This is a genomic window from Corallococcus sp. AB049A (genome assembly GCF_003668885.1).
In the GTDB taxonomy this organism is placed as follows: Bacteria; Myxococcota; Myxococcia; order Myxococcales; family Myxococcaceae; genus Corallococcus; species Corallococcus interemptor.
Map to the genome: position 1 here is coordinate 1 of NZ_RAWL01000502.1, position 5,779 is coordinate 5,779.

Below are 5,779 nucleotides of genomic sequence, written 5' to 3' on the forward strand. Positions count from 1 at the left end.
GCGCGTCGCGGGGGCGGTGGTGGCGGGCGTCGTCGTGGTGCTGGCGGTGGCGGTGACGGTGCGCCGCGTGGCGCCTTCCGTGCGGCAGCCGCTGGTGGTGCTCATCGGCATCGACGCGTTCCGGCCGGACCGGCTGGGCGACTCGGGGCACGGCGTCGCGCCCCACGTCGAGCGCTTCCTCCAGGACGCCACGCTCTTCACCCGGGCCTACACGCCGGTGGCGCAGACGGAGCCCGCGTGGCGCTCGCTGCTCACCGCGCGCTGGCCGTACCGCACGGGCGTGCGCTACCCGCTGACGCCGGATGCGCGGCTGGTGCTGGCGCCCACCTTCGCGCAGCGCTTCGCGGAGGCCGGGTGGAACACGGTGTTCGCCACGGACTGCTCGCGCTTCCACTTCGAGGGGCCGGCCTCCGGCTTCGCCACGCGCTGGCAGCCTCCGCGCGGGGCCATCAACTTCGCGCTGGAGAAGCTGCGCTACCGGGCGCTGGGCCTCTTCGCGGACAACCCGGTGGGCGCCGCGTGGGTGCCCGAGTTCATCGACAACCGCGCGCTGGCCGGCATCCATGACCCCATGGGCTATGCCCGGCGGCTGTCGGACGGCCTGGTGGCGCAAGCAGGGGAGGGGCCGCTGCTCTTCGCCTTCCACGCCACGGCGGCGCACTTCCCCGGCGACCCGGTGTACCCGTTCTATCGCCGCTACGTGTCCGCCTCCGAGCCGCTGGAGCGCCGGCTGCGCATGCACTTCGCTCCGGTGGCGCCGGGGGCGAAGGGCGCGTGGAACCGGGAGGGCGCGGAGGGGCTCTATGACGAACTGCTCGCGCAGGCGGACGCGCAGGTGGGGACGCTGCTGGACGCGCTCCGGGCCTCCGGGCGCTACGACGACGCGCTCATCGTGCTGATGTCCGACCACGGCGAGAGCTTCCACGCGGACCGGCCGGACCTGGCGGGCGCGACGTCCGTGCACGGCGCGCGGCTGGGCGACGAGGAGAACCGCATCCTGCTCGCGGTGAAGCTGCCCGGTGGCCGCGGCGCGGGGCCCGGCCAGGTGGACGCGCTGGCGCGGCTGGTGGACGTGGGCCCCACGCTGCTGGAGCTGTCCGGCCTGTCGCTGCTGCCGGAGTCGGACGGGGCGTCGCTCGCGCCGCTGCTGAGGGGAGAGGCGCGCCCGCTGGCGCCGCTGTACGCGGAGACGGGCTACACGCACGTGAGCCCGGAGGTGTTCGACCCCGGCCACTGGCCCGGCGCGCCGCGCACCTTCGACGCGTACCGCCTGCGCCCGGACGGCGTGGTGGAGATGGGCGACGAGGCGGGCACCGCCGTGCTTCGCGAGAAGGACACCGGCGCCTTCGACGGCCAGCGCTGGGTGGTGGACCGGCCCCAGGCGGACGGCAGCGTGCGCCGCACCTGCATGGGCGACTGTGCAGGGCCGGACGCGCTGGCGCTGGCGGACTGGCTGGACGACGTGAGGGAGCGCGCACCGGAGTCCGCCTCACGTAGAGTCGCCGGCCATGTCGACGACCGAAACGACCCGCGGACTCCAGGAAACGTACGCCCCCCACAACGCCTGCTTCGGGTGTGGCCCGGCCAACCCCAAGGGGCTGCGCATCCGCAGCCGCGTGGAGGGTGACCTCGTCGTCGCGGACTGGACGCCGGAGGAGCACCACCAGGCGTTCCCGGGCGTGCTCAACGGCGGCATCATCGGCGCGCTGCTGGACTGCCACTGCAACTGGACGGCCGCCTACCACCTGATGAAGGCGCAGGGCGCGTCCACCCCGCCGTGCACCGTCACCGCGGACTACGCCATCGTGCTCAAGCGCCCCACGCCCATGGGCCCCGTGCACCTGTCCGCGAAGCCCGTGTCCATTGAAGGCGACCGCGTCGTCGTGGAGGGCACGCTCACCGGGGAGAACGGCAAGGTGACGGCCACCTGCCGGGGCACCTTCGTCGCGGTGAAGGAAGGCCACCCCGCGTACCACCGCTGGTAGGCGGCAGGAACGCCTCGGGCCCCGTCACCGGCCTCTTCAAGAGGCGGCGCGGGGCCCGTGGGGTGAAGCCGTGGGGCTTGCGACTACTTGCCGGCGGCGAGCATGCGGTCGTGGTGCGCCGCGGTCTCGTTGGGCTGGCCAGGGTCACGCAGCCGGTGCACCTGGTTGCCGATCTTGTCCTGGAGCAGCATCAGGCCGTCCAGCACCTGCTCCGGACGCGGCGGGCAGCCGGGGATGTAGACGTCCACCGGGATGATGCGGTCGATGCCCTGGAGCACCGCGTAGTTGTCGTAGAAGCCGCCGGAGGACGCGCACACGCCGAAGGACACGACCCACTTGGGCTCGGTCATCTGCTCGTAGACGCGCTTGAGGATGGGGGCCTGCTTCAGGTTGATGGTGCCCACCACCATCAGCAGGTCCGCCTGGCGCGGCGAGAAGCGCGGGAACTCCGCGCCAAAGCGCGAGATGTCGTGGCGGCTGGCGGCCACGGACATGTACTCCATGCCGCAGCACGCGGTGGCGTACGGGTAGGTGAACAGCGAGTACTTGCGGGCCCAGCCCAGGCCCTTGGACACCAGCTTCTGGAAGAAGCCCATGGCTTCGTCCCGGCGGGTGGTCATGATCGGCGCGATGTCGGTGTCAGCCATGTCGTTGTCTCAGCTCTCCCAGTCGAGAGCGCCCTTCTTCCAGACATAGATAAGGCCCACGACCAGGGTCGACGCGAAAACCAGCATCTCCACGTAGCCGAACCAGCCGAGCGCCTGGAAGTTCACCGCCCAGGGGTACAGGAACACCGCTTCCACGTCGAACACGATGAAGAGCAGCGCGATGACGTAGAACTTCACGGCGAAGCGCTGGCGAGCGGGACCGCTCGACTCGGAGCCTGCTTCGAAGGGGGCCGACTTGGTGCTGCTCGGACGCTTGGGGCCCAGCCGGGTGGTGACCTGGGGGATGATCATCCCCATGACACCGGCCAGCAGGAGCACCACCGCCAGAGGCAGGTACGGGGCGAGGGGTGTAGTCATCGGGCGCGGAACCTAGCGACACCGCTGGCGTCGTGTCAAAGGGAAATCCCCCCGCGCCGGGCACGCCAACCCCTTGAGAAGACGGCCGAAACCGGACGCCTGCCCTGGATGGCCCGTGGATCAGCCGGCCGGGCCGGTTTGACGGTGTGGGGAGCACACGCCTACCGTCAGCGGGCTGTCCTTTCAGCGCTCATCGCCTGGGGAGTCGTCGACATGTGGGGCCGGCTGACCTTGCGGATGCAGGTGGCGATCGCGGTGCTGCTTCCGTGCCTCGCGGTGGTGTTCTTCAGCGGGGTGTACTTCCCCGCGCGGCAGCAGGCGGCCGGCCTGGAGGTCCTGGCCGGCCGGGCCGTGACGCTGGGGACGCTGGTGGTGCGCCACCCCTCGCTCGCGCTGCCGGACACGGCGCCGGACGCCCGGGCCCACCGCGACGAGGTCTTCGCCCAGGTGGAGTCCGGCGGCTTCACGCTGAACTTCCAGCAGCTGACCCGCGCGGACGGCACGGTGGTGGTGCGCGGCCGCGCCCCGGACGACGTCACCCTGCCGCCCAAGCCCCCGGCGGGCGCTTGCACGGTGGCGCGGCAGACGCACCGGGTCGTCGTGCGCTGCGAGAGCGACGGCCGCGAGTACGCCGCGGGCTTCGGCACCGACGAGGTGAAGGCCGCGATGGCGGCGACCGAGGGCTATTCGCTCATGGGCTACCTGGTGGCCGCGGTGCTGGGCCTGGGCCTGGCGGTCATCATCAGCCGCGCCATCGCGGACCCCGTGTCGCGCGTCACCCAGGTGGCGCGCGAGGTGGCCCGGGGCGACGTGTTCCGGAGCGAGCTGGACGTGTCCGCCGCAGGGGAGGTCCGGCAGATGGCCACCTCCTTCAACGAGATGCTGGGCACGCTGCGAACCACGGTGATGGAGCTCGTCACGCGCACGGAGCAGCTGTCCAGCGCGTCGCGCGGCCTCATGGGCGCCTCCGCGGACCAGGAGCACGTCATCAGCCAGCAGGCCGCGTACGCGCAGCAGATCGCCGCCACGTTCGAGGAGCTGTCCCGCACCGCCGAGCAGATCTCCTCGTCCACGGAGGTGGTGGAGTCCAGCGCGCGGCGCACCCATGACGCCGTCGCGGAGGCCATGGCGGTGGTGGCCCAGGTGGTGGGCGGCATCAACGACATCCGCACGGAGTCCAAGGGCGTGGCGGACGCCATCGTCGGACTGAACAAGGACCTGCAGCAGGTCTCGAAAATCGCCCAGGTCATCAACCAGGTGGCGGAGCGCAGCGACCTGCTGGCGCTCAACGCGGCCCTGGAGGGCACCAAGGCGGGCGACGTGGGCCGGGGCTTCTCCCTGGTGGCGGCGGAGATGCGCAAGCTGGCGGAGAACGTGTCCGTGTCCGCGCGCGACATCGCCCGCATCGTGGAGAAGGTGCAGGACTCCGGCGAGGAGGCCGCGTCCAAGGCCCGCGTGGGTATGGCCACGAGCGACCGGGGCGTGGAGGTGGCGGAGCAGGCCTCCTCCGTCTTCCTGCGCATCGTGGAGCTGGCGCGCGGCACCAGCGAGGCGGCGCGGCAGATCACCATCGCCACCCGCCAGCAGCGTCAGTCCAGCGAGCAGGCCGTGCAGGGCGCGCGCAACGTGGCGGACCTGGTGAAGCAGGGCGTGGACGCCACCGGCCGCACCACGCGCATCGCCCAGGACCTCCAGGCCGTGGCCGAAGGGCTCACCGCCGTCACCAGCCGCTTCAAGGCCCAGCAGCCCCGGCCCTGAAGCCCTGAAGCCCTGAAGCCCTGAAGCCCTGAAGCCCTGAAGCTCAGGCCGCCCGGGACGACGGCGCGCGGGCGCGCAGCTTCTGGAACAGCTCCGGGGGCATGGCCGCGACGCCCAGGCGGTGGTCGGGCGCCACCGCCTCGCCGTGGAAGTCGCTGCCGAAGGTGGGCACCAGGTCGCACTCCGCCGCGAGCGCCAGGTACTTCTGCCGCACGGTGGGGTTGTGGTCCACGCTCAGCACCTCCAGGCCGGACAGGCCCGCCTTCGCCAGCGCTTGAATCTCCGGGCGCTCCATCTTGGAGGAGCCGGGGTGGGCCAGCGTCGCGGTGCCGCCCGCGTCGCGGATGAGCCGGATGGCCTCCGCGCCGTCCAGCTTGAAGCGCTCCACCCACGCCGCGCGGCCCGTGCCCAGGAAGCGGTCGAACGCGGCCTTCACGTCCAGGCACCAGCCCTGGTCCACCAGCACCCGCGCCAGGTGGGGGCGCCCCAGCTGCGCGTTCCCGGCCACCTTGCGCACCTGCTCCATGCGCACCGGGAAGCCCAGCTCGCGCAGGCGCGCCACCATGGCCTCCATGCGCCGGGTGCGCTCGTCCCGCAGCCGGTCCGCGAAGCGCGCGAGCTCCGGGTCCTCGGGACGCAGGAAGTGGCCCAGGATGTGGGCCTCCTTGCCGTAGACGAAGGCGGACAGCTCGATGCCGGGCACCAGCTCGACGCCATGCGTGGCGGCGGCGGCCTTCGCCTCCTGGATCCCCGCCACCGTGTCGTGGTCCGTCACGGCCAGGACGGTGACGCCCGAGGCGGCGGCGCGCGCCACCAGCTCCGAGGGCGGGTACTGGCCGTCACTGGCGGTGGTGTGCGAATGCAGGTCGATCACGGCTTGAAGACCCTCCGGAGGGCGGCGAGGCGGGCACTCTTACGCCATGTCCCCATGGGAAGGGGCCGGAAGAGCGGGCCCTGTGTGAATCCGCACGACGGGCGGTTTGTTCCTGTCCGGTGGCGGCCCTTCTGGCG

At 72.2% G+C, this 5,779-nt stretch carries 6 protein-coding genes; 3 read left to right on the forward strand and 3 right to left on the reverse strand.

The window, feature by feature from the left end; genetic code table 11:
* A partial coding sequence (locus D7X55_RS34560; RefSeq protein ID WP_121725277.1) for a sulfatase-like hydrolase/transferase occupies window positions 1-1,627 on the forward strand: 1,627 nt, incomplete at its 5' end.
* Window positions 1,617-1,985 carry a PaaI family thioesterase gene (locus D7X55_RS34565; protein ID WP_199747283.1) on the forward strand — a complete coding sequence of 123 codons (369 nt, stop codon included), beginning with the start codon at window positions 1,617-1,619 and terminating at the stop codon, window positions 1,983-1,985. The genes D7X55_RS34560 and D7X55_RS34565, both read left to right, overlap by 11 nt.
* Before the next feature lie 83 nt (window positions 1,986-2,068).
* On the opposite strand, the gene D7X55_RS34570 is transcribed toward D7X55_RS34565, so the two are convergent.
* Window positions 2,069-2,632 (reverse strand): NADH-quinone oxidoreductase subunit B, encoded by a 564-nt coding sequence (locus tag D7X55_RS34570; protein WP_120552544.1) that lies wholly within the window; start codon window positions 2,630-2,632, stop codon window positions 2,069-2,071.
* 9 nt (window positions 2,633-2,641) lie between these two features.
* The gene (locus tag D7X55_RS34575) at window positions 2,642-3,010 is read right to left on the reverse strand and encodes an NADH-quinone oxidoreductase subunit A (RefSeq protein ID WP_120552545.1); all 369 of its coding nucleotides are present in this window, start codon (window positions 3,008-3,010) and stop codon (window positions 2,642-2,644) included.
* A 213-nt stretch (window positions 3,011-3,223) separates the two neighbouring features.
* On the opposite strand from D7X55_RS34575, the gene D7X55_RS34580 reads away from it, so the two are divergent.
* Entirely contained in the window at window positions 3,224-4,768 is a 1,545-nt protein-coding gene (locus D7X55_RS34580) for a methyl-accepting chemotaxis protein (RefSeq protein WP_121725278.1), read from the forward strand.
* Between the two features lie 43 nt (window positions 4,769-4,811).
* Here the strand turns inward: D7X55_RS34580 and D7X55_RS34585 are convergent, their stop codons facing one another.
* Window positions 4,812-5,642, reverse strand: coding sequence for a PHP domain-containing protein (locus D7X55_RS34585; protein WP_120552547.1), 831 nt, complete (start codon window positions 5,640-5,642; stop codon window positions 4,812-4,814).
* Window positions 5,643-5,779: the final 137 nt, after the last annotated feature.